The organism is Sphingomonas sp. PP-CE-1G-424, from assembly GCF_004341085.1.
GTDB lineage: Bacteria > Pseudomonadota > Alphaproteobacteria > Sphingomonadales > Sphingomonadaceae > Sphingomonas.
Genome location: NZ_SLXW01000001.1, coordinates 12718 through 34318, shown reverse-complemented (window position 1 = coordinate 34318; position 21601 = coordinate 12718). Strand labels below are relative to the sequence as shown.

Sequence of the window (21601 nt, the reverse complement as noted above, 5' to 3'; positions counted from 1 at the left end):
GATGAATTGGCGGACTTTGCAGCATGGGCCGTCCAGTGTCACGGGACTATCCCGGATCCCAGCGATGCATCTTCACCTGGCACCGCGGGAGACAGATCATGACCGACAACACTGCCCTCTGGCTTTCCTCCAAGCGCGCTGCCTTCACCGTGGGGGCAGCGCCGTTTCCGACCGCGCAGTCGGGTGAAATCGTCATCCGCACCCGTGCGATCGCGGTGAACCCGATGGACCGGCTGGTGCAGACCTCGGGCGACCTGATGACCCCCTATCTGCACTATCCGGCGATCGTCGGCTCCGACGTCGCCGGCGATGTGGTCGCCGTTGGCGCGGACGTGACCCGGTTTCGGGTCGGTGACCGGGTCGTGGGTTTTGCCGGGAGCACCGATAAGACGCGTAACCGCGCCGCAGAGGGCGCCTTCCAGACCTACGTCGTCCTGCTCGAGCATATGACGGCGGCGATCCCGGATGCGCTTGCCTTCGAGGATGCCAGCGCGCTGCCGCTCGGTATCTCGACGGCAGCCTGCGCGCTATTTCAGCGCAATTTCCTTGCGCTGAACGCACCCGCCAAGGGAGCACGGGCGATCGGTCGGATCGTCTTGGTATGGGGTGGGTCGACCAGCGTCGGCGTCAATGCGGTGCAACTGGCCGTCGCCGCTGGCTACGAAGTGATCGCTACGGCCTCGCCGCGCAACTTCGACCTCCTCAAGCGGCTCGGCGCGACCGCTGTATTCGACTATCGCAGCCCGACCGTCGTTGCCGACATAGGCGCGGCGTTGCGTGGGAAAACGGTCGCAGGCGCGGTCGCGATCGGCGCGGGATCGGTGCAGCCGTGCATCGACATCCTGGGACCATGCAAAGGCAATCGCTTCATCGCGATGGCGACGCCGCCCGCGTCCTTCGACGCAGTCCCGGCAGGACGCGGCCATTGGCGCAAGTTGATTGCCGCGATGGCCGGCACGGTCGCGGGAAACATCGCGCTCGCGCTGAGCGCACGCCGGAAGAAAGTGACGCTGAAGATGATCTGGGGCAGCACCTTGATCAGCAACGAAGTGGGGCCGATGACCTTCGAGACATTCCTGCCCGAAGCGCTGGCCGACGGCCGCTACGTGGCAGCGCCTGCAGTCGAAATTGCAGGACACGGGCTGGCGGCGATTCCGGCGGCACTCGAGCGGCAACGCCGCGGTGTCTCGGCGACCAAGCTGGTCGTGACGTTGTGAGCGGCTTCGTCGTCAGCGTCACCCGCTTCCGCGTTCGCAGCCTGCGGTTCCTGCCCTTCTTCCTGATCCATGCGCAGCGCTGCCTCGCGCAGATCAGGCGAAGCGACGGTTACATCGCCGGAGCGCTGCGCCACGATCGCGACCGCGCCTATTGGACGATGAGCGTATGGCGCGACGAGGCCGCACTGCTGGCGTATGTCACCGGCGGCGCCCACCGCAACGCGATGCCCAAGATGAGCGAGTGGGGCGACGAGGCCAGCACCGTTCGGTGGGTTCAGGACAGCGCCGACCTCCCGTCCTGGCCGGCGGCGATCGAGCGGATGCGCCGCGAGGGACGTCCCGTGCCGCTCCGCCATCCGGGACCGGGGCATGCGGGTGTCGGCTTCGCAGCGAGCGAGCCTGCGCAGATGGTGCGGATTTGAGGGCAGCCTATGCAGGGTCTCCCGCATCGAGTGCGTTCTCGGAGATCACATCCTTCGATGCCCTCCATTGCCGAACCGTGCATAGAGTGTCGGCAGGACGAAGAGCGTCAGCAGCGTCGCCGAGATCAGACCGCCGATGACGACGGTCGCCAGCGGCTTCTGCACCTCGGCACCGGCGCCGTGCCCGAGTGCCATCGGCACGAAGCCGAGGCTGGCCACGAGCGCCGTCATGGCCACGGGGCGCAGCCGGGCCAGCGCGCCATCGTGCGCGGCGCGGATCCTGTCCATGCCCCCCGCCATCAGGTCGTGGATCGATGACACCATGACCAGACCGTTGAGCACGGCGATCCCCGACAGCGCGATGAAGCCGACCGCAGCCGAGACCGAAAACGGCATGCCGCGAACCACGAGCACGAGGACGCCGCCGACCAGCGCGAGCGGCACGCCGGTGAACACGATCGCCGCGTCGCGGATCGAGCCGAGCGCGCCGTAGAGCAGCAGCATGATGACCGCGAAGCAGACCGGCACGACCAGCATCAGGCGATCGCGCGCGGAGGCGAGGTTCTCGAACTGCCCGCCCCATTCGACGTAGGTTCCGGGCGGCATCGTCACCTGCGTATCGATCGCCGCACGCGCGTCGGCGACCACGCCCACGACGTCGCGGTCGCGGACGTTGGCCTGGACGACCACGCGGCGCTTGCCGTTCTCGCGACTGATCTGGTTGGGGCCGTCGACGACCGCGATGTCGGCGACGGTCGATAGCGGCACGAACCCGCCCGCCGATGTCGGGACGGGGATCTGCGCCACCTGGGTGAGGTCCGAGCGCGATGCCTCCGCCAGGCGGATCACGACGGGGAAACGCCGATCGCCTTCGAAGATCATGCCGGCCTCGCGCCCACCGATCGCGGCGGCCACGGTGTCCTGCACGTCTCCGGCCGTGACGCCGATCCGCGACATCGCCATCCGGTTCGGACGGATGTCGAGCATCGGCAGACCCTCCGTCTGCTCGACGCGCACGTCGACCGCGCCGCGCGTCGTGCGCAGGACCTCGGCGATGCGGTCCGCGGCGGCGTTCATGCCCCCGAAGTCGTCGCCGAACACCTTGACCGCAATGTCGCCGCGCACGCCGGCGATCAGCTCGTTGAAGCGCATCTGGATCGGCTGCGTGATCTCGTACGCGTTCCCGCTGGGTCGATGGCACGCCCTCGCTGCTCTGCCTCGAGCTATCCACCCGCTCTCGTGACCGCGCCCGTCATTCTGACGAAAGTCAGGATCCAGAGTAACGCGCGCAGTGCTGTTTATCGCTGGGTGCCGACTTTCGTCAGGATGACGGCACCACCGCGGGATCAAGTGCTACTACCTGAAGATGTCTCGAAGTATAGACCGCGCGAGAACTGTGCCGGACAAGCAAACGCCCGGACCGTTGCCGATCCGGGCGCCTGCGTGACGATCGCTCGTCAGCCCCCATTTTTTTGCTTCCGCTCTGCACCTTGCGGCGCGGCGTAAAAGCAGTCCCCGAACCACGGCCGTTGCCTGTGTCTCAGCGAGTTTGTTGCTAGTTATGTCGATGGATTTTGTCACGGTCTTTGCGCAAGCCGTTTCACGATTGGACTGCGGCTGTGGCGGTTTCGCAACAGACCAATCTAGACACTTCCGATCCGGGACCAATGCGAGCCGCGCCGTATGGTCCGCCGTACGCTCCGCCGTACCGTCCCAAGCAGGCCGGACAGTTGCCTCGCAACGGGCCGCGTCCTAGAGCCGCTGCACTGTATCCCTAACGATCGAACCTGGCCGCCCATGATCCTGTCCCGCTACGAACGGATGATAGCCCGCCGCTATCTGCTGCCGGGCAAGGGCGAGGCATTCATCTTCCTCGTCGCCTCGATCAGCCTGGTCGCGGTCATGCTCGGCGTCGCCGCGCTGGTGATCGTGATGAGCGTGATGAACGGCTTCCGCGCCGAGCTGTTCGACAAGATCGTCGGGCTCAACGGCCATGCGGTGGTGCAGGGCGTCGGCAACCGGCTCCCCGACTGGCGCGAGATCGTCGCGCAGGCGCAGAAGACGCCGGGCGTCACCAGCGCGCTGCCGCTGATCGAACAGCCGCTCGCTGCCACCTACAACGGCCGCGCCGAGGCGGTGCTGGTGCGCGGGATGCGCGTCGACGACATCCGCCGCAATTCGACGATCAGCAACAAGGTCGTGATGGGGTCGCTCCAGTCGATCACGCAAGGATCCGGCCGGATCGCGATCGGCTCGCGGCTCGCCGAATCGCTTGGTGCGCAGGTCGGCTCGGAGATCTCGCTGTTCAGCCCGCAAGGCCAGACGACGCCGTTCGGCACCGTCCCGCGGATCGTCAGCTATACGGTCGGCGCGATCTTCGAGATCGGCGTCTATGATTACGACAAGGCGTATATCATCATGCCGATCGAGGACGCGCAGACGCTGCTCCTGATGGGTGACGCGGCCGGCATGGTCGAGTTGAAGACGGTCGATGCGGACCGCGTCGGCGAGATCCTCAAGCCGCTGGCCGACAAGATCGGCGGGCAGGCGGTGATCCAGGACTGGCGGACGATGAACGCGCAATTGTTCGAGGCCCTCGCGGTCGAGCGCGTCGCGATGTTCACCGTGCTGTCGATCATCATCCTCGTCGCGGTGTTCAACATCCTGTCCTCGCTGATCATGCTGGTCCGCGCCAAGACCCGCGACATCGCGATCCTGCGGACGATGGGCGCGACTCGTGGCTCGATGATGCGCATCTTCATCGTCGTCGGCACCACGATCGGTGCGCTCGGGACGGTCGCGGGGCTCGTGCTCGGCTTCATCTTCCTGTTCTACCGGCAGGGCGTGGTGAACTTCGTCCAGCTCCTCACCGGCCAGAACCTGTGGGATCCGTCGATCCGCTATCTGACCGAGCTCCCGTCGAAGACCGATCCCGTCGAGATCGTCGTGATCGCGCTGATGGCGCTCGTTTTCAGCTTCCTCGCAACGCTCTATCCGGCCTGGAAAGCGGCGAGTACCGACCCCGTGCAGGTGCTGCGTTATGAATGAAGGCCTTCGTATCGACCGCAAGATCGAGAAGTTCGACGATTACGTCCTCCAGACCAGCGGGCTGACCAAGAGCTTCACTCAGGGCGGCGCGACCATCGACGTGCTGCGCGGCGTCGACCTCGCGATCGCACCGGGCGAGATCGTCGCGCTGCTCGGACCGTCGGGCTCGGGTAAGTCGACGCTGTTGCAAGCCGTGGGCCTGCTCGAGGGCGGCTTCCAGGGATCGATCAGGATCGCCGGCACCGAGGCGGCCAAGCTCAACGCACATGAGCGGACCGTGGTGCGTCGCGACAGCCTCGGCTTCGTCTATCAGTTCCACCATTTGCTGCCGGACTTCAACGCGACCGAGAACGTCGTCCTCCCGCAGCTCGTCCACGGCGCGACGCGCGCCGAGGCGGACGCGCGAGCGGCGGAATTGCTGACCCAACTCGGTCTCGGCCACCGCCTGACGCACCGCCCGAGTCAGCTTTCCGGCGGGGAGCAACAGCGCGTCGCAGTCGCCCGCGCGCTCGCCAACAAGCCTGCACTCGTGCTGGCGGACGAGCCTACCGGCAACCTCGACGAACACACCGCCGACATCGTCTTCGCCGAGTTCATCCGTTTGGTTCGCGAACAGGGCACCGCGGCGGTGGTCGCGACTCATAACGAGCGGCTCGCGGCCCGCATGGACCGCGTGCTGCGACTACACGAGGGACGGCTGGCGTGAGCTGGGGCGAGACGCCGACGCTCACCGGGCGTCACGTCACGCTCCGCCCGCTCGTCGCTGACGACATGGACGCGCTGGTCTCGGCCGCATCGGCGGACAACCTTTGGGATACGTTCTACGCCAACGTCACAATGATGAAGGCGCCCGACCGCTGGCTCGCCACGGCGTTGCGCGAGCAGGACTTCGGGCGTGCTCGTCTGTTCGCCGTGGTGGCGAACGGAATTGTCGTCGGCACCACCCGCTTCATGCGGATGAACGAGCCGAACAAGCGGCTCGAGATCGGCGGCACCTTCTACGCCAAGTCCGTCCAGCGCACCGGCGTCAACACCGAAGCCAAGCTCATGCTGCTGACCCATGCCTTCGATGCCCTCGGCTGCGAATGCGTCCAGATCCGCACCGATTCACTTAACAAGAACTCTCAACGCGCGATCGAACGCCTAGGCGCCAAGCGCGACGGCACGCTGCGCGGGCACCAGGTGATGGCCGACGGTCGTTTGCGCGATACCGTCGTCTACAGCATCCTTCGCCACGAATGGCCCGGCGTGCGTCAGAACCTGACGTATCTGCTGGCCCGCAACGAGGACCGCTCATGACCGCGATCACCGACTTCACCGTGAAGAGCGCAGACGGCAGTGCGGCTTCGCTCGAGCCCTATCGCGGCAAGGTGTTGTTGATCGTCAACACCGCTTCGAAATGCGGCTTCACTCCGCAATATGACGGCCTCGAAGCGCTGCACCGTGACTATGCGGAGCGCGGGTTCGAAGTGCTCGCGTTCCCGTGCAACCAGTTCGGCGGACAGGAACCGGGGGATGCGGCCGAGATCGCCAATTTCTGCACGCTGACGTACGACGTGACGTTCCCGGTGTTCGCGAAGGTCGACGTCAACGGGGCAGGGGCGGACCCGCTGTTCGAGCGGTTGAAGTCGGACGCGCCGGGCGTGCTCGGGTCGAAGGCGATCAAGTGGAACTTTACCAAGTTCCTCATCGGGCGCGATGGGGAGGTTGTCGACCGCTACGCGCCGACCACCAAGCCCGAGGACATCCGCAAGGATATCGAGAAGCTGCTGTAGAAGCCGTCGCCCCACACCTGGCACCACTCCGGCGAAGGCCGGGGCCCAGTTGGAAAGGTCGCAGTAACGAAGCGCAGACTTCAGTTAGCGACGTCTCCCAACTGGGCCCCGGCCTTCGCCGGGGTGGCGCTTGAGGGGATAAGCTGGCGTATCCCGAAACAAGCCTGTTCCCCCGCGAAGGCGGGGGCCCAGACTGGACTCCCGCCTTCGCGGGAGAACATCGCGCTCACACCGAAAACGCCGGCGCCCCCTTCTTATGCGCCAGCGCGGAAGCAACCGAAGTCACCCCGCCAAACAAGAAACTGATCCCCAGCACATACCCTGGCAACGTCAACGCCGACCAAGGCAGCGTCGCCAACACGATCACCGCCAGCACGATGTTCACCACGCCCAACGCGATCATCAGCCCCTTGCCACGCCGAAACCGCGCGCCAAGCCCGATCTCCAACGCCCCACGCATGCCAAGCCAAACCGCAATCAGCAACGTCAGCGAGATCGCCCCCGTCGCGGGCTCGAACGCCATGATCAATCCGATCAGCAGCGACACCAGCCCGAACCCGATCGCATAGCCGCGTCCCTCATGTCCCTTGCCGGCAAACCCCGACACGATCGACACGATCCCGGCGGCAATCAAGAACGCGCCGATCACCAACGTCGCGGCATAGGTCGCGAACAGCGGCGACGCGAATGCCATGATCCCCAGCACCACCGAAAGCACACCGTAGGCCAGCATCCACCCCCAGCCGGCACCCGCACGAGGCGTTCCCGCAGCCGTGGTTTCGGTATCGGCAAAGTGCCCGCGTGGATCGGTCATGAAGAATGCTCCCAGATGTCTCCGCCGCAACGGCTCGTCGTGTCCGGGGTTCCGGTCGGACTCAACGCCGCTGGTCGAATCACGCGTCAACGCCTACCTGAATATGATGCCTCATTCCGGTTACGTCCCTCTCCGCGTTTTCTCCTGCTACACCATGCTCGACGGCGCCATCGATCCGAAGGCGATCGCAAAGCAGGCACGCGCGCTGGGCTTCCCCGCCGCTGCGCTGACCGACCGCAACGGGCTCTACGCGGCGATGGCCTATTCGGACGCCGCCAAGAAGGATGGTGTGCAGCCGATCATCGGCGTGATGCTCGGCGTCGGTCGCCCCGACATGCCCGACGGCGTCGCGACGCAGTTCGACTGGCTCGCGCTCTACGCGCAGAACATGACCGGCTACGACAATCTCTGCGCACTCGTCTCGATGGCGCATCTCGACCGCCCGATCGAGATGCCCGCGCACGTCGATTTCGCCGCGCTAGAACGCCACACCGACGGCCTGATCGCGCTCACCGCAGGCGGCGAGGGCGGTCTCGCCCGGCTGTTCGCGGAAGGCCAGCCCACCCGCGCCCGCGCCTATCTCGACCGGCTCCAAGGCCTGTTCGGCGACCGCCTCTACATCGAACTCTCGCGCCGCAACGACGCCACCGAGATGGCGGCCGAGAACGACCTCATCGACATCGCCTATGAGCGCAACCTGCCGCTCGTCGCGACCAACCCGTGCTGCTTCACCGAGAGCGCGTTCGGCGACGCACACGACGCTATGCTCTGCATCGCGCACTCGACCTATGTCGAGACCGAGGACCGCATCCGCAGCTGCCCCGAAGCCTGGATGAAGCCCGCGCCGGTGATGCACGAGATGTTCGCCGACCTGCCCGAGGCAATCGCCAACACGCTCGTCGTCGCACAGCGCTGCGCAGTGATGGCCCCGTACCGCAAACCGATCCTCCCCAGCCTCGCCGGCGATATCGAGGGCGAGGCCAAGCTGCTGCGCGACGACGCCGAAGCCGGTCTCGAAGCGCGTCTCGCCCGCATCACCGAACTCCATGGCGAGGGTGAAGACGGTTGGCGCGACGTATACCGCAAGCGGCTCGCGTTCGAGGTCGACGTGATCGTCCAGATGGGTTTTCCCGGATACTTCCTGATCGTCGCGGACTTCATCAAATGGGCGAAGGACCACGACATTCCGGTCGGCCCGGGCCGTGGTTCGGGCGCGGGCTCGGTCGTCGCCTGGTCGCTGACGATTACGGACTTGGATCCGATCAAGCTCGGCCTGCTGTTCGAGCGCTTCCTGAACCCGGAACGCGTGTCGATGCCCGATTTCGACATCGATTTCTGCGAAACCCGCCGCGTCGAGGTGATCCGCTACGTCCAGGAGAAATACGGCCGCGATCAGGTCGCGCAGATCATCACCTTCGGTAAGCTGAAGGCGCGCGCGGTGCTCAAGGACACCGGCCGTGTGCTCCAGATGAGCTACGGCCAGATCGACCGCCTCGCCAAGCTGGTCCCGAACCACCCGACCGATCCGTGGACTCTGGAACGCGCACTCAACGGCGTCGGCGAACTGGCGAAGGAATACGCCAACGACAACGGCGTCCGAAAGCTGCTCGATCTGGCGATGAAGCTGGAAGGCCTGCCGCGCCACTCGTCCACCCACGCCGCCGGCGTGGTGATCGGCGACCGGCCTTTGGCACAGCTCGTTCCGCTGTATCGCGACCCACGATCCGACATGCCCGTCACGCAGTTCGACATGAAATATGTCGAAGGCGCGGGCCTCGTGAAGTTCGATTTCCTCGGGCTCAAGACGCTGTCGGTGCTCCAGAAGGCGGTGCAACTGCTGGCGAAGCGCGGCGTGACGGTCGATCTCGAGGCGCTCGAATGGGATGACGCCGGCGTCTACGCGCTCCTGCAAAAGGGCGACACGGTCGGCGTGTTCCAGCTCGAGTCGGAGGGCATGCGCCGCACGCTGTCGGCCGTTCGCCCATCCAATTTCGGCGACATCATCGCGCTCGTGTCGTTGTATCGACCGGGCCCGATGGACAACATCCCGTCGTTCGGTCGCCGCAAGAACGGCACCGAGGCGATCGACTACCCGCATCCGCTGCTCGAACCGATCCTGTCGGAGACCTACGGGATTTTCGTCTACCAGGAGCAGGTCATGCAGGCCGCGCAGGTCCTGGCCGGCTTCTCGCTCGGCGGCGCCGATCTGCTGCGCCGCGCGATGGGCAAGAAGGTGAAGGCCGAGATGGACGCGCAGCGCGCGGGCTTCGTCGAGGGGTGTCTCACCGTCAACGGCATCAAGAAGGCCGAGGCGAACGCGCTGTTCGACTTGATCGACAAGTTCGCCGGCTACGGCTTCAACAAGAGCCACGCCGCCGCCTACGCGCTGCTCGCCTACCAGACCGCATGGCTGAAGGCGCACCACCCGCACGAATTCTTCGCCGCCTCGATGTGCTACGATCTGCACCAGACCGACAAGCTCGCGATCTTCACCGACGACATGCGCCGTCTGGGGATCACCGCGCTGCCGCCCTGTATCAATGCAAGCCAGGCGGAATTCGACGTCGAAGTCTTGGCGGATGCTGACGCTCCACCAGCAGAATGTTCACCCGCGGAGGCGGGTGCCCAGACTGGGTCCCCGCCTTCGCGGGGAAACAATCTTGCTGTTCGCTACGCGCTAGGCGCCCTCAAGAGCGTAGGCGAAGGCGCGATGGAGAAGCTCATCGTCGAGCGCGTCCAGAACGGCCCGTTCGCCGGCCTCGACGATCTCGCCAAGCGCGTCGACCCGCGTCTGCTCAACAAGCGCCAGCTCGAAACGCTCGCCGCCGCCGGTGCCTTCGACGGCCTCGACCAGAACCGCGCCGGCATCCACGCCACCGCCGAGACGATCCTCGCGATTGCCGCGCGCACGCACGAACAGAAGACCAGCGGGCAGGGCGGCCTGTTCGGTGATGCGGAACCCGCAGGCGACGCGATCAAGCTCCCCCCCTCGGTCCGCTGGACGCTCAGCCAGCGCATGGACCAGGAGAAGGAGGCGTTCGGCTTCTATTTCTCCGCGCACCCGGTCGATCGCCACCGCCACATCGCGGTCAGCCACGGCGCCCGCGCCTACACCGCGCTGTCCGAGCTCAACATCCCCGACGACGGCAGCCGCGCCGGCGCGACGATGGCGGTGCTCGTCGAGGATGCACGATACCGCACCTCCGCGCGCGGCAAGCGCTTCATGATGGCGCAATGCTCCGACGCCAGCGGCCAGTTCATGGCGACCTGCTTCGACGACCAGGTCTCGAAGGATCTCGAAGAGGCGGCAAAGGCCGGCGGCTGCGGGCTCATCACCGTCGAACTCGATCGCAAGCCCGGCGAGGACACGCCGCGCGTCAGCATCAAGCGTATCCAGCCGTTCGAGGGCCTCGCCAACCTCGCGCGCTTCCAGGTGGTCGTGACGATCTCCGACATGACCGCGTTCGCCGGCCTCGCCTCACTGCTCGCCGAGCATCGCGGTGCGCGCGGCGAGGTCCGCATACGCGCGCCCACCCCCGACGGCGAGGTGTGCATCCTACTCGGCCGCGACTTCCTGCTCGACGGAGAGCTTGTCGAGCACATCGAGTCGTTGCACGGTGTCGCCAAGGTGGAGATGAAGACCTCGGAAACGAGGCTCGCTCTGGTCGGATAACAGCTTGGGAGAGCGAGAATGCTGGGTGGAATGCAGGATTTCGAGCTTCGTGTTCCCCGCCTGATCGACCACGCGGCGAGGGAGCACGGGGGAAGGGAACTCGTCAGCTACTGGGCCGACGGCCGCGAGACACGCACCAACTGGGCCGGTATCGCGCGCGACGCCCGCAAGCTCGCCCAAGCCCTCGAAAAGCTAGGCGTAGCCCCCGGTGACCGGGTTGCGACGCTGGCCATGAACCACGCGCATCACCTCGTCGCCTGGTACGGCACGATCGGCATGGGCGGCGTGATCCACACGATCAACCCGCGGCTGTTCGACGAACAGCTCGTCTACATCGCCAACCACGCCGAAGACCGCGTGATGCTCTACGACAAGGCGTTCCAGCCGCTCGTCGATCGTCTCCGCGGCCAGTGGACCAGCGTCCGCCACTACATCTGCTTCGACGATCTGGGCCCCGACGGTTTCCAGGCGCTGCTCGACGCCGAGGACGGCGATTACGCGTGGGTCGAGGGCCCCGAGCGCGATCCGTGCATGCTCTGCTACACCAGCGGCACCACCGGCAATCCAAAGGGCGTCCTCTACACCCACCGCTCGACGCTGATCCACGCGATGGCCGAGGTCGCGCCGTGGGTGTTCGATCTTTCCCCCAATGCCGTCGTGCTCCCGGTCGTGCCGATGTTCCATGCCGCCGCCTGGGGCCTGCCGTTCGCCTGCGCGCTGTCGGGGGCGAAAGTCGTCTATTCCGCGGTCAACGATCCGGCCGTGTTGTGCCGCCTGATGAACGACGAGAAGGTGACGCACTCCGCCGGCGTGCCGACCGTCTGGCTGGCGATGTTCGGTCACATGGACGCGACCGGCGACGCGCCTGCGCATTTGCGGCTGGTCACGATCGGCGGCTCGGCCGCGCCGCGCGCGATGATCGAGCGGATCATGGGCATGGGCGCGACCGTCAAGCACCTCTGGGGCATGACCGAGACCTCGCCGATCGGCACCGCCGGCTTCGCGCCCCCGCATTGGGACGACATGAGCCACGAGGAGAAGCTGGACCTCGTCGGCAAGCAGGGCAGCGTCCCCTTCGGCATAGAACTCCGCATCATCGACGACGAAGGCACGGTGCTAGCCCGCGACGGCAAGGTCGCCGGCAGGTTGCAGGTCCGCGGCCCCTGGGTCGTCCAGCGCTATTTCGGTGCGGACGAGGACGCGGTCGACGCGGACGGCTGGTTCGATACCGGCGACGTCGCGATGCTGCATTCGGACGGCACGATGCAGATCACCGACCGCTCGAAGGACGTCATCAAGTCCGGCGGCGAATGGATCAGTTCCGTCGACCTGGAGAACGCCGCGGTCGGCTGTCCGGGCGTGGCGGAGGCGGCGGCTATCGGCATTCACCATCCGAAATGGGACGAGCGCCCGCTGTTGCTGGTAGTCCGCAAACCCGGCAGCGAAGTCGGAGAAGCCGAGATCCGCGACTACCTGGCAAAGCACGTCGCCAAATGGTGGCTCCCCGACGCGATCGTGTTCGTCGACGATCTGCCGCACACCGCCACGGGGAAGTTGCTGAAGACCGCCTTGCGCGAACGCTTCAAGGATTTCACGCTAGCGGCCGCCTGACTTCCCCCCCCCCTGGAAGGGAGGGGTCGGGGGTGGGTCGGCCCGCTCGTGCTGCAACGTCTCCTGATACGGAACCCGACCCACCCCCAACCCCTCCCTTCCAGGGAGAGGGGAGAATACTCCACACAGCGCCCTCCATTTCGCACTTGCACAATTCCGACGATGCAGCGAGCTTGTCACAATGACCGAGGCAACCCCGATCATCCGTACCGGCGCGAACGAGGCGAACGCCGTCACGTTGCCCGCACGGCCGGAAGCGCTCCGCCTCGACCCCGCGGAAACCGCCGTGGTCGTCATCGACATGCAGAACGCCTACGCCTCCCCCGGCGGCTACGTCGACACGGCCGGTTTCGACATCGCAGGCTCGGCCGGCACCATCGCCCAGATCTCCAAGGTCCTGGACACCGCCCGCGCAGCGAAAATGCCGGTCGTGTTCCTGCAGAACGGTTGGGACCCCGACTATGTCGAGGCCGGCGGCCCCGGCTCGCCCAACTGGCACAAGTCCAACGCGCTCAAGACCATGCGCGCGCGCCCCGAACTCCAAGGCCAGTTCCTCGCGCGCGGCGGCTGGGACTACGAGATCGTCGACGCGCTCGCTCCGCAACCCGGCGACATCCGCGTCCACAAAACCCGCTACAGCGCGTTCTTCAACTCGCAGCTCGACAGCATCCTGCGCAGTCGCGGCATCCGCAACATCGTCTTCGTCGGCATCGCCACCAACGTTTGCGTCGAGAGCACGCTGCGCGACGGCTTCCACCTCGAATATTTCGGCGTGATGCTTGAGGACGCCACCCACCACCTCGGCCCGCCCGAGATGCAGGCGGCGACCGTCTACAACGTCGAGAAGTTCTTCGGCTGGGTCAGCACCGTCGGCGATTTCTGCGGTTCGTTCGGGCAGTTGCCGAAGTGACCCTTCCCTGTTCCCTCGCGAACGCGGGGGTCTAGGAATCACGAACGCTACCGCCCGCAACCCTGGACCCCCGCCTCCGCGGGGGAACGGCGATGACTTGAAAGGAAAGCAGATGCCGTTCGAAGCCATCAACCCGCCCCAGTTCCCGACCCCCATCGCGCCCTATTCGGCCGCCGCGAAGGCCGGCAACACGGTCTACGTCTCGGGCGTGCTGGCACTGGGCGAGGGCGGCACGGTCCTCCACGTCGGCGATGCCGCAGCCCAGACCCGTGCCGTCCTCGACACCATCAAGACCACGCTCGAAGCTGCCGGCGCGACACTCGCCGACGTCGCCTTCAACCACATCTTCCTGAAAGACCTTGCCGACTATGCAGCCTTCAACACGGTGTACGCCGAGTATTTCCCCGGCCCCAAGCCCGCGCGCTACTGCATCAAGACCGAGCTCGTGAAGCCCGACTGCCTCGTCGAGATCGCCAGCATCGCCCACCTCGCCTGATGGGGATCACAGGCGGCATCCATTGGGAGGAACACGGCCAGCCCGATGGCCGCGCGATCCTCCTGTCGAGCGGCCTCGGCGGCTCGGGCAGCTACTGGCAGCCGAACCTTGCAGCGCTCGGCGCCGGTCACCGCGTCATCACCTACGACCACCGCGGCACGGGCCGCTCCGACGCCCACGTCCCCGGCGACCTGACCGTCGAGGTAATGGCCGCCGACGTCGTCGCGCTCATGGACGCGATCGGGCTCGAGTGCTGCACCTTCATCGGCCACGCGCTCGGCGGCCATATCGGTCTCGCGCTCGCGCTGTCCGCACCCGAACGGCTAGACCGCCTCGTCGTCATCAACGGCTGGGCCAAGCTCGACCCGCATACCGCGCGCTGCTTCGATACCCGGCTCGCGCTGCTGAAAGACAGCGGCCCCCGCGCGTACCTTCACGCGCAACCGCTGTTCCTCTACCCGCCGCAATGGATTTCGGACCATCACGACCGGATCCAGGACGAGGAGGAGGCGATGCTCGCGCATTTCCCCGGCGCGGAGATGATCCAGCGGCGCGTCGCGGCGGTCCGCCGGTTCAACATCGCCGGCCGGCTCGACGAGATCCGCGTCCCGACGTTGCTGGTAGCCTCGGACGACGACATGCTCGTCCCCCCGTCCGCCTCCGAAAAGCTTGCCGCGGGCATCCCCGGCGCGCAGCTTGCCCGGATGGCGGCAGGCGCGCACGCGTGCAACGTTACCCGCGCGGAGCATTTCAACATGTGGCTGCTCGACTGGCTCGACGGCGAATAGGAGCGGCATATGCAGGTCGGCGTCTTCGTGCCCATCAACAACAATGGCTGGCTGATCAGCGAGAACGCGCCGCAATACAAACCAAGCTTCGACCTCAACAAGGCGATCGCGCAGGCCGCCGAGAAGCACGGGCTCGATTTCCTGCTGTCGATGATCAAGCTGCGCGGGTTCGGTGGCAAGACCGAGTTCTGGGACTACGGGCTGGAGAGCTTCACGCTGATGGCCGGGCTCGCCGCCGTCACCGAGAAGATCAAGATCTACGCGACCTGCGCGACGCTGCTCGTACCGCCCGCCTACGCCGCGCGGATGTGCAACACGATCGATTCGATCAGCCACGGGCGGTTCGGGCTGAACCTCATCACCGGCTGGCAACCGCCCGAATATACGCAGATGGGCATGTGGCCCGGCGACGAGCATTTCCGCAATCGCTACAAGATGCTCGACGAATACGCGCACATCCTGCGCGAACTGTGGGAGGAGGGTACGTCCGACTTCAAGGGCGACTATTACCAGATGACCGACTGCCGCGTCTGGCCAAAGCCGACCGGCGACATGAAGATCATCTGCGCCGGATCGTCCGATGACGGCTTGGCGTTCTCGGCGAAATGGGCCGACTACGCGTTCTGCCTGGGGAAGGGCGTAAACACCCCGACCGCCTTCGCGTTCAACAACGAGCGGCTAGCCGCAGCGACTGCGAAGACCGGCCGCGACGTTCAGATCTTCGTCCTGATCATGATCATCGCCGCCGAAACCGACGACGAGGCGATGGCGAAGTGGAAACACTATAACGCTGGCGTGGACGTCGACGCGATCGCCTGGCTGATCGATCAGGGCGCCAAGGACACGCACAACACGGACACCAACGTCCGCCAGCTCGCCGCCCCCGAAGGCGCGGTCAACATCAACATGGGCACGCTGGTCGGCTCGTACGAAAGCGTCGCGCGGATGCTCGACGAGATGGCCGCCGTGCCCAACACGGGCGGCGTGTTGCTGACGTTCGATGATTTCCTGGAGGGGGTGGAAGCATTCGGGACGCGTATCCAGCCGCTGATGAAGAGCCGCGAGGCCGTAGTCGCAGGTTGAAGTAGCCGCAGCTTGGCCTAACCCTACCCAACCTTCCTTTTGCCTAGCCCTCTCCCACCGGGAGAGGGAAGGGCCCCGCGGCATCTTCGCCGTGGAAAGGGTGAGGGCAAGAGGAGGGCGCGCGTGACGAAGCGATCACCGCGCAACCACCACCCCGGCGAAGGCCGGGGCCCAATTGGGGAACGAAGATAATGGAGGGCAGTGCTCCGTTACGACCACCTTTCCACTTGGACCCCGGCCTCCGCCGGGGAGGTTACGAAGCCCTGCCTCCATCTGAGGATGCCACCTCTCAAGGAACCTACCAAAGCTTGTTCTCCCGCGAAGGCGGGGACCCAGACTGGACTCCCGCCTTCGCGGGAGAACAACCTGCTCACGGAACAGCGGAGGTCAAACCGCGCGAGGAGTCCGCTTCGCCTTGCGAATCCGAGGCTCCGCAATCATGTCCGCCGCCTTCTTGATCTCCTGCCGCAATTCATCCCGCTTCTCATGGATCGAAGCAATAACCGGCCCCATCGCCACCCCCAGATCGACCAGTACAGCCTCCGCCAGCTGCAGCGAACTCTCCAGCGTCTCGGGCACCGCGTCCGTAACGCCAGCCCGGTACAACTCCGCCGCATGCGCCGTATCCCGAGCACGTGCCACGATCGGCAAGTCCGGCGCCAAAGCCCGCACCCGCCGCGCCAGCCGCACCGTCAACACCGGATCGTCCATCGTGAGGATCAGCGCCTTGGCGGTATGCAGCTTCAGCCGATCCACCAGCTCCGGGCGCGCCACGTCCCCGAACAACACAGGATGCCCTTGCGCCCGCGCGGCTTCGACGGAATCGATATCCGCCTCCACGGCAACGTACTTCTGTCCGTGGACCGCCAGCATGTCGGCCACCATTCGGCCCACGCGACCAAAGCCGATCACGACGGTTCCCGGCCCATCGTCGTCGATCTCGATATCGCCAGCATCGGCGCCCGACCGGCTTTCGAGTTGACGCGAGACGGTGCGGCCGAGCTTTGCCAGCAGCGGCGTGATCGTCAGCCCGATCGCAGTGACGGTCTGCCAGAAAGCGGCGGTCGACGGCATGATCAACTGCGCCTGCGCGGCCGTCGCAAGCACGATCAGCGTCGTCTCGGAGGGGCTGCCCATCAGCAACCCCGTCTCCGCTGCAACGCCGCGCCGCGAATTGGCGACGCGCAGGAACAGGAAGGTAACGATCGCCTTGGTCGCCACCACGCCCGTCACCGCGAGCAGCAACGACGGCCAGTTCTGCGCGATCAGCCGTAGGTCGAGACTCATGCCGACCGTGATCAGGAACACGCCGAGCGCCAGCCCCTTGAACGGCGCGGTGATGACCTCGACCTCGCTATGATACTCGGTCTCGGCGATCAGCAGCCCGGCGAGCAGCGCGCCGACGATCGGCGACAGCCCGGCTGCCGTTGTCGCGACGCTCGCGACGATCACCACCAGCAGCGACGCGGCAAGGAACAGCTCGGGGCTCTTGGTGCGCGCGGCCTGCCCGAACAGCCGGGGCAGGACGACCCGCCCGCCGATATACATCGCGACGACGGTCAGCCCGCCGCGCAGCGCGACACCGGCGATGTTCGACCAGCCGTCCGCACTGGCTGTCGGCGCCAGCGCACCGAGCACGAAGATGATCGGGACGAGCGCCAGATCCTCGAACAACAGCATCGCGAACGCTCCCCGGCCGACCGCGCCGGTGGTGCCGACGAGCGGCAGGACCAAAGCCGTGGACGACAACGCGAGCGCAAACCCGAGCCCGATTGCGCCCGCCCATTCCTGGCCGATGAAGTGCAACGCCACGCCAATGATAAGCGCCGAGCCGATCAGTTCGGCGGCGCCGGTGCCGAACACGAGTTGCTTCATCGACCACAGTCGCTTGAACGAGAGTTCGAGGCCGATCGAGAACAGCAACAGGATGATCCCGAACTCGGCGAACGGCTCGATCGACTCCGGGTTCGAGATCGTCAGGTAATAGAGCCAAGGCGCGGAGCCGGTGAGCGAGCCTAGCCCGGCGGGCCCAACCAGCAGGCCGACCAAGATGAAACCGATGACCGGGCTGACCCGGAACCGCGCGAATGCGGGGATGACGAGCCCGGCCGCGCCAAGAATGACGAGCGCGTCGCTGAAACCTTGATTGTCGAGCCGTAATGCCATGCGTGCGACCTTAGGGGACGCATGACGGATTTGTCACCCGTGGCGACGTACTGCGGCGATCGGCAGTGGAAAGAGGTGTTTTTCCCTCCGTCATCCTGACGAAAGTCAGGATCCAGAGCCAAGACCGTAGTCCTGTGTAACCCTGGGTCCTGACTTTCGTCAGGATGACGGGGAAGAGAAAACCCCGCTCCCGTTTCCGGGAGCGGGGTGCTAGATCAGGCCCAGTTGGCCATTTCGGTTTCGAGGTTCGACCGTACCTGCTCGAAGAACTGCTCGGTCGTCATCCAGGGCTGGTCGGGGCCGATCAGGATCGCGAGATCCTTGGTCATGTGGCCGTTCTCGACCGTCTGGACGCAGACGCGCTCAAGCGTCTCGGCGAACTTCGTGACGTCGGGCGTATCGTCGAACTTGCCGCGATACTTAAGGCCACCGGTCCACGCGAAGATCGACGCGATCGGGTTGGTCGAGGTCGCCTTGCCCTGCTCGTGCATGCGGAAGTGGCGCGTGACGGTGCCGTGCGCTGCCTCGGCCTCGACGGTCTTGCCGTCCGGGGTCAGCAGGATCGAGGTCATCAGGCCGAGCGACCCGAAGCCCTGTGCGACCTGGTCCGACTGGACGTCGCCGTCATAGTTCTTGCAGGCCCAGACGAACTCGCCGTTCCACTTCAGCGCCGATGCGACCATGTCGTCGATCAGGCGATGCTCGTAGACGATGCCCGCTTCCTTGAACTTGTCCTTGAACTCGGCCTCGAACACCTCGGCGAACAGGTCCTTGAAGCGGCCGTCATAGGCCTTGAGGATCGTGTTCTTGGTCGACAGGTACACCGGCCACTTCAGGTTCAGGCCGTAATGCATCGAGGCGCGCGCGAAATCGCGGATCGAATCGTCGAGGTTGTACATCGCCATCGCGACGCCCGCCGACGGGAACTGGAATACCTCGCGGTCGATGACCGTGCCGTCGTCGCCTTCGAAGACGAGGCGCAGCTTGCCGGGGCCGGGGACCAGATAGTCGGTCGCGCGGTACTGGTCGCCGAACGCGTGACGGCCGACGACGATCGGATGCGTCCAGCCCGGGATCAGGCGGGGCACGTTCTTGATGACGATCGGCTCGCGGAAGATCGTGCCGCCGAGGATGTTGCGGATCGTGCCGTTCGGCGACTTCCACATCTTCTTCAGGCCGAACTCGGTGACGCGCTGCTCGTCGGGCGTGATCGTCGCGCACTTGACCGCGACGCCGTGCTTCTGCGTGGCGAGCGCGCTGTCGATCGTGACCTGGTCGTCGGTCGCGTCCCGATGCTCGACGCCGAGATCGTAATAATCGAGCTGGATATCGAGATACGGCTTGATCAGGCGCTCGCGAATCCATTCCCAGATGATCCGCGTCATCTCGTCGCCATCGATCTCCACGATCGGGTTCTTTACCTTGATCTTCGCCATGTGCGCGTCCTTCGGGGGAGGGGTTTGAGGAGCGTCTAGGGGAGCGCGCCGCAGCGATCAACCGCTGGCCAACCGTTGGTGCTGTAAGGAAAAGCCGGTTCATCGTTGTATCGCGCGTCCTGCACGGATAGACCCGCGGGTTATGGCATCGCTCGACAAGCCGCCCGTCACGACCTCCACGGTCAAATGGCGATTTCCCGCAGTCCATCCGGAGGGCCACAAATACGTCGCGATCGCGACCGGCATCACGCTGCTGCTGACGATCGTCAGCCACGTGCTGTTCTGGCCGATGGTCGGCGTCGTGATCTGGGTCGCGACGTTCTTCCGCGATCCGATCCGCACCACTCCCCAGGGTGAAGGCCTGATCGTCGCCCCCGCCGACGGACTGATCACGATGATCCAGCGCGTGCCGATCCCGCGCGAACTCGCCGGCGAGAACGGTCTGGGCGACGCGCCGCTGGTGCGCGTGTCGATCTTCATGTCGGTGTTCGACGTGCACATCAATCGCACCCCGATCGCCGGCACGATCCGCCAGGTGGTCTATATCTCGGGCAAGTTCCTCAACGCCGACCTCGACAAGGCGAGCGACGAGAACGAGCGCCAGCATTTCGTCGTCGAGGACCGTAACGGGATGCGGATCGGCTTCACCCAGATCGCCGGCTTGGTCGCGCGCCGCATCCTCGGCTTCGTGAAGGCCGGCGACATGGTCGCGGTCGGCCAGCGCATCGGCCTGATCCGGTTCGGTAGCCGAGTCGACGTGTACCTGCCCGATCACGTCGTGCCGCAGGTCTGCCTCGGCCAGCGCAGCATCGCTGGCGAGACCGTGCTCGGTCGCGTCGGTGGCGTTCCGGTTGGCGGCATTGCCCAGTGATTGATCGCGACGAGATCGACGGCGACTCGATCGAAGAGCGAGGCCGCGGGCGGTTCGGTCGCACGCGTCGTGCACCGCGCGGGCTCCCGTTGCGCGCCGTCGCTCCCAACGCCGTTACCGCGCTAGCCCTGTGTTCAGGCCTGAGCGGCGTGCGGTTCGCGATCGGTGGACAATGGGAAAGCGCCGTCGCGATGATCATGGTTGCGGGCGTGCTCGACGGCCTCGATGGTCGGATCGCCCGGATGCTGCACGGCGAAAGCCGGTTCGGTGCCGAGCTCGATTCGCTGTCCGACGCGATCTCGTTCGGCGTTGCGCCTGCTCTGATCGTCTATCTCTGGTCATTGACGGCTTTGCCGCGTGTCGGCTGGATCTGTTCGCTGATCCTCGCCGTGTTCTGCGCGTTGCGTCTCGCACGCTTCAACGCCAAGATCGACGAGAGCCACCAGCCGCACAAGTCCGCGGGTTTCCTAACCGGCGTTCCGGCTCCGGCCGGCGCGGGGCTCGCGCTGATGCCGATGTTCTTCTGGTTCTGGACCGACGAGCCCAAATTCGCGTCGCCGTATTTCGTGGCGCCCTGGGTCGCATTCGTCGCGCTGCTGATGGTGTCGAGTATCGCGACTTATTCGTGGAGTTCAGTCAAACTCCGCAGCAACATCCGGTTCGAGGCCATCGCGCTCGTCGTGCTGCTCGGCGCCGCGATCGTAAGCGCGCCGTGGCATACGCTCAGCATCATTTGCGTACTGTACCTACTCTCGATGCCGTTCAGTATCGCGAGCTACGCCAAGATCAGGCGGCAGCGTTCCAGCGGCGGGCGGGCACTGGAGCCGACGTCGAAGCCCAGCGCCTGACCGCAATTCGGCGCTCCGCAACGGCCAGCGTGCGGAGTGGCTGGAACGCGGGTTCGACGTTGCCCATCGCGAGACGGACTATACGGTCCCACTGCGGCGCGATCGACGAGACGATCATCATGCCCGCGACCGCGAATGCACCAGCAAAAACCATGAAGCTCAGAACCAACATCACGTCCGCCTTCCTATGAGTTGCGAACAAATTCCTAATATCCGCAAACACTTGGTCAGAAACATCGTTCCACTCGTCGCATTTCGAATCCCGTCATGCCGGGGTGATTCCGCGCCGAGTCGAACATCTGTTCCCCTCTGAGCCCTTTATGTTCTCATTGCGTTCCATGAGTCAAGCGGGCCTTGTGCGATTGCTTTTCGAATAGAGCCACGCTAAGGGCCGCGCCTCTAACCCCGCATGGGAGGCATCATAGCCCGGTGCGTCACGGTCA

The 21601-nt window shown here is 65.6% G+C and carries 19 protein-coding genes; 14 read left to right on the top strand and 5 right to left on the bottom strand.

What is annotated here, in order from left to right; translation table 11 throughout:
- Nucleotides 1-98 precede the first annotated feature (98 nt).
- Nucleotides 99-1217, top strand: coding sequence for a zinc-binding alcohol dehydrogenase family protein (locus C8J43_RS00160; RefSeq protein ID WP_133029286.1), 1119 nt, complete (start codon nt 99-101; stop codon nt 1215-1217).
- Nucleotides 1214-1639 carry a DUF3291 domain-containing protein gene (locus C8J43_RS00155; RefSeq protein ID WP_133029285.1) on the top strand — a complete coding sequence of 142 codons (426 nt, stop codon included), beginning with the start codon at nt 1214-1216 and terminating at the stop codon, nt 1637-1639. The genes C8J43_RS00160 and C8J43_RS00155 overlap by 4 nt, the downstream gene beginning before the upstream one ends.
- Before the next feature lie 45 nt (nt 1640-1684).
- Here the strand turns inward: C8J43_RS00155 and C8J43_RS00150 are convergent, their stop codons facing one another.
- Entirely contained in the window at nt 1685-2989 is a 1305-nt protein-coding gene (locus C8J43_RS00150) for an efflux RND transporter permease subunit (RefSeq protein WP_133029284.1), read from the bottom strand.
- A gap of 447 nt (nt 2990-3436) precedes the next feature.
- Between C8J43_RS00150 and C8J43_RS00145 the strand changes: the two genes are divergently transcribed.
- Genes C8J43_RS00145 through C8J43_RS00130 form a run of 4 tightly spaced genes read left to right on the top strand, consistent with a single transcriptional unit; the run spans nt 3437 to nt 6462 of the window.
- Nucleotides 3437-4687, top strand: coding sequence for a lipoprotein-releasing ABC transporter permease subunit (locus tag C8J43_RS00145; protein WP_133029283.1), 1251 nt, complete (start codon nt 3437-3439; stop codon nt 4685-4687).
- On the top strand, nt 4680-5393 hold the full coding sequence (locus C8J43_RS00140) for an ABC transporter ATP-binding protein (protein WP_133029282.1): 714 nt from the start codon (nt 4680-4682) through the stop codon (nt 5391-5393). Before C8J43_RS00145 ends, C8J43_RS00140 begins: the two co-directional genes overlap by 8 nt.
- Complete coding sequence (locus C8J43_RS00135; protein WP_133029281.1) at nt 5390-5986, top strand: GNAT family protein; 597 nt, start codon at nt 5390-5392, stop codon at nt 5984-5986. Before C8J43_RS00140 ends, C8J43_RS00135 begins: the two co-directional genes overlap by 4 nt.
- Nucleotides 5983-6462 carry a glutathione peroxidase gene (locus C8J43_RS00130; protein WP_133029280.1) on the top strand — a complete coding sequence of 160 codons (480 nt, stop codon included), beginning with the start codon at nt 5983-5985 and terminating at the stop codon, nt 6460-6462. The genes C8J43_RS00135 and C8J43_RS00130 overlap by 4 nt, the downstream gene beginning before the upstream one ends.
- Before the next feature lie 226 nt (nt 6463-6688).
- Here C8J43_RS00130 and C8J43_RS00125 read toward each other — a convergent pair whose 3' ends face one another.
- Complete coding sequence (locus tag C8J43_RS00125; protein WP_133029279.1) at nt 6689-7276, bottom strand: HdeD family acid-resistance protein; 588 nt, start codon at nt 7274-7276, stop codon at nt 6689-6691.
- Nucleotides 7277-7382: 106 nt separating this feature from the next.
- Here C8J43_RS00125 and dnaE point away from each other — a divergent pair, with 106 nt between their 5' ends.
- The 6 genes from dnaE to rutA all read left to right on the top strand — a co-directional run bounded on the left by dnaE (nt 7383) and on the right by rutA (nt 15837).
- The gene (dnaE, locus tag C8J43_RS00120; RefSeq protein ID WP_133029278.1) at nt 7383-10949 is read left to right on the top strand and encodes a DNA polymerase III subunit alpha; all 3567 of its coding nucleotides are present in this window, start codon (nt 7383-7385) and stop codon (nt 10947-10949) included.
- 18 nt (nt 10950-10967) lie between these two features.
- Nucleotides 10968-12560: a long-chain fatty acid--CoA ligase gene (locus tag C8J43_RS00115; protein WP_133029277.1), complete on the top strand. Its 1593-nt coding sequence runs from the start codon at nt 10968-10970 to the stop codon at nt 12558-12560.
- A 181-nt stretch (nt 12561-12741) separates the two neighbouring features.
- Complete coding sequence (gene rutB / locus C8J43_RS00110; protein ID WP_133029276.1) at nt 12742-13470, top strand: pyrimidine utilization protein B; 729 nt, start codon at nt 12742-12744, stop codon at nt 13468-13470.
- Nucleotides 13471-13582: 112 nt separating this feature from the next.
- The gene (rutC, locus tag C8J43_RS00105) at nt 13583-13966 is read left to right on the top strand and encodes a pyrimidine utilization protein C (RefSeq protein WP_133029275.1); all 384 of its coding nucleotides are present in this window, start codon (nt 13583-13585) and stop codon (nt 13964-13966) included.
- A complete protein-coding gene (rutD, locus tag C8J43_RS00100; RefSeq protein WP_133029274.1) occupies nt 13966-14754 on the top strand; it encodes a pyrimidine utilization protein D in 789 nt (262 codons plus the stop codon). Before rutC ends, rutD begins: the two co-directional genes overlap by 1 nt.
- Nucleotides 14755-14763: 9 nt before the next feature.
- On the top strand, nt 14764-15837 hold the full coding sequence (gene rutA / locus C8J43_RS00095; RefSeq protein WP_133029273.1) for a pyrimidine utilization protein A: 1074 nt from the start codon (nt 14764-14766) through the stop codon (nt 15835-15837).
- Between the two features lie 387 nt (nt 15838-16224).
- On the opposite strand, the gene C8J43_RS00090 is transcribed toward rutA, so the two are convergent.
- Nucleotides 16225-18003 carry a cation:proton antiporter gene (locus C8J43_RS00090; RefSeq protein WP_056055938.1) on the bottom strand — a complete coding sequence of 593 codons (1779 nt, stop codon included), beginning with the start codon at nt 18001-18003 and terminating at the stop codon, nt 16225-16227.
- Between the two features lie 215 nt (nt 18004-18218).
- Nucleotides 18219-19439 carry an NADP-dependent isocitrate dehydrogenase gene (locus C8J43_RS00085; protein WP_056055940.1) on the bottom strand — a complete coding sequence of 407 codons (1221 nt, stop codon included), beginning with the start codon at nt 19437-19439 and terminating at the stop codon, nt 18219-18221.
- Between the two features lie 142 nt (nt 19440-19581).
- Here C8J43_RS00085 and C8J43_RS00080 point away from each other — a divergent pair, with 142 nt between their 5' ends.
- A complete protein-coding gene (locus C8J43_RS00080) occupies nt 19582-20310 on the top strand; it encodes a phosphatidylserine decarboxylase (protein WP_056489534.1) in 729 nt (242 codons plus the stop codon).
- A 29-nt stretch (nt 20311-20339) separates the two neighbouring features.
- Nucleotides 20340-21158 (top strand): phosphatidylcholine/phosphatidylserine synthase, encoded by an 819-nt coding sequence (locus C8J43_RS00075; protein ID WP_243645412.1) that lies wholly within the window; start codon nt 20340-20342, stop codon nt 21156-21158.
- Here the strand turns inward: C8J43_RS00075 and C8J43_RS00070 are convergent.
- Nucleotides 21097-21330: a hypothetical protein gene (locus tag C8J43_RS00070; RefSeq protein ID WP_056489532.1), complete on the bottom strand. Its 234-nt coding sequence runs from the start codon at nt 21328-21330 to the stop codon at nt 21097-21099. The two genes, C8J43_RS00075 and C8J43_RS00070, sit on opposite strands and share 62 nt — an antisense overlap.
- Nucleotides 21331-21601: the final 271 nt, after the last annotated feature.

What these genes read in the sequence shown, in the direction of transcription:
- C8J43_RS00070 (WP_056489532.1), bottom strand. Translation starts at nt 21,330, where the DNA reads ATGTTGGTTCTGAGCTTCATGGTTTTTGCTGGTGCATTCGCGGTCGCG.
- C8J43_RS00125 (WP_133029279.1), bottom strand. Translation starts at nt 7,276, where the DNA reads ATGACCGATCCACGCGGGCACTTTGCCGATACCGAAACCACGGCTGCG.
- C8J43_RS00080 (WP_056489534.1), top strand. Translation starts at nt 19,582, where the DNA reads ATGGCATCGCTCGACAAGCCGCCCGTCACGACCTCCACGGTCAAATGG.
- C8J43_RS00160 (WP_133029286.1), top strand. Translation starts at nt 99, where the DNA reads ATGACCGACAACACTGCCCTCTGGCTTTCCTCCAAGCGCGCTGCCTTC.
- C8J43_RS00115 (WP_133029277.1), top strand. Translation starts at nt 10,968, where the DNA reads ATGCTGGGTGGAATGCAGGATTTCGAGCTTCGTGTTCCCCGCCTGATC.
- C8J43_RS00085 (WP_056055940.1), bottom strand. Translation starts at nt 19,439, where the DNA reads ATGGCGAAGATCAAGGTAAAGAACCCGATCGTGGAGATCGATGGCGAC.
- C8J43_RS00145 (WP_133029283.1), top strand. Translation starts at nt 3,437, where the DNA reads ATGATCCTGTCCCGCTACGAACGGATGATAGCCCGCCGCTATCTGCTG.
- C8J43_RS00140 (WP_133029282.1), top strand. Translation starts at nt 4,680, where the DNA reads ATGAATGAAGGCCTTCGTATCGACCGCAAGATCGAGAAGTTCGACGAT.
- rutC (WP_133029275.1), top strand. Translation starts at nt 13,583, where the DNA reads ATGCCGTTCGAAGCCATCAACCCGCCCCAGTTCCCGACCCCCATCGCG.
- rutA (WP_133029273.1), top strand. Translation starts at nt 14,764, where the DNA reads ATGCAGGTCGGCGTCTTCGTGCCCATCAACAACAATGGCTGGCTGATC.
- C8J43_RS00130 (WP_133029280.1), top strand. Translation starts at nt 5,983, where the DNA reads ATGACCGCGATCACCGACTTCACCGTGAAGAGCGCAGACGGCAGTGCG.
- dnaE (WP_133029278.1), top strand. Translation starts at nt 7,383, where the DNA reads ATGCCTCATTCCGGTTACGTCCCTCTCCGCGTTTTCTCCTGCTACACC.
- rutD (WP_133029274.1), top strand. Translation starts at nt 13,966, where the DNA reads ATGGGGATCACAGGCGGCATCCATTGGGAGGAACACGGCCAGCCCGAT.
- C8J43_RS00090 (WP_056055938.1), bottom strand. Translation starts at nt 18,003, where the DNA reads ATGGCATTACGGCTCGACAATCAAGGTTTCAGCGACGCGCTCGTCATT.
- rutB (WP_133029276.1), top strand. Translation starts at nt 12,742, where the DNA reads ATGACCGAGGCAACCCCGATCATCCGTACCGGCGCGAACGAGGCGAAC.